Annotated in this window: 1 protein-coding gene; it reads left to right on the forward strand. The window is 54.7% G+C overall.

Annotated elements, in window-relative coordinates:
• Positions 1 to 675: metallopeptidase TldD-related protein (locus tag ACTHUR_RS13570; RefSeq protein ID WP_440399052.1), on the forward strand; the 675-nt coding region annotated here is incomplete at its 5' end.
• Positions 676 to 763: the final 88 nt, after the last annotated feature.

The following is a 763-nucleotide window of genomic DNA, read 5'->3' on the forward strand; positions in this document are numbered from 1 at the left end:
TTGCTGCACGAAGCCGTCGGACACGGCTTGGAAGGCGATTTCAACCGTAAAGAAACCAGCGTCTTTTCAGGCAGAATCGGCGAGCGCGTTGCCGCTAAAGGCGTGACCGTCGTTGACCAAGGCGATATTGCCGACAGGCGCGGCTCGCTCAATATCGACGATGAAGGCAACGAAACGCGCCGCACCGTATTGATTGAAGACGGCATCTTAGTCGGCTATATGCAGGACGAAACCAACGCCCGCTTGATGGGTACGCAATCTACCGGCAATGGCCGCCGCGAAAGCTACGCCTCCGCCCCTATGCCGCGCATGACTAATACCTTTATGGAAAACGGCGGCTACGAACCCGACGAAATCATCGCGTCCATCGATAAAGGCATTTACGCCGTCAATTTCGGCGGCGGACAGGTGGACATCACCAGCGGCAAATTCGTCTTCAGCGCATCCGAAGCGTGGTGGGTCGAAGGCGGTAAACTGCAATATCCCGTCAAAGGTGCAACCATCATCGGCAACGGCCCTGAAGTGTTGAAACATGTTTCCATGATAGGCAACGATACCGCGTTGGATAGCGGTGTCGGCGTGTGCGGTAAAGACGGGCAGAGCGTGCCGGTCGGCGTCGGACAACCGACCTTGCGGATTGATGCCGGGTTGACTGTCGGCGGTAGCGAGATTTAAGGTAGGTAATAAAGTCAAACGTCGTCTGAAAACTGTATTTAGGGTTTTCAGACGACGTTTTGTATTGGATGGTTGATTGGCTTGATTG

It is taken from the genome of Neisseria sp. P0021.S007, from assembly GCF_051956855.1.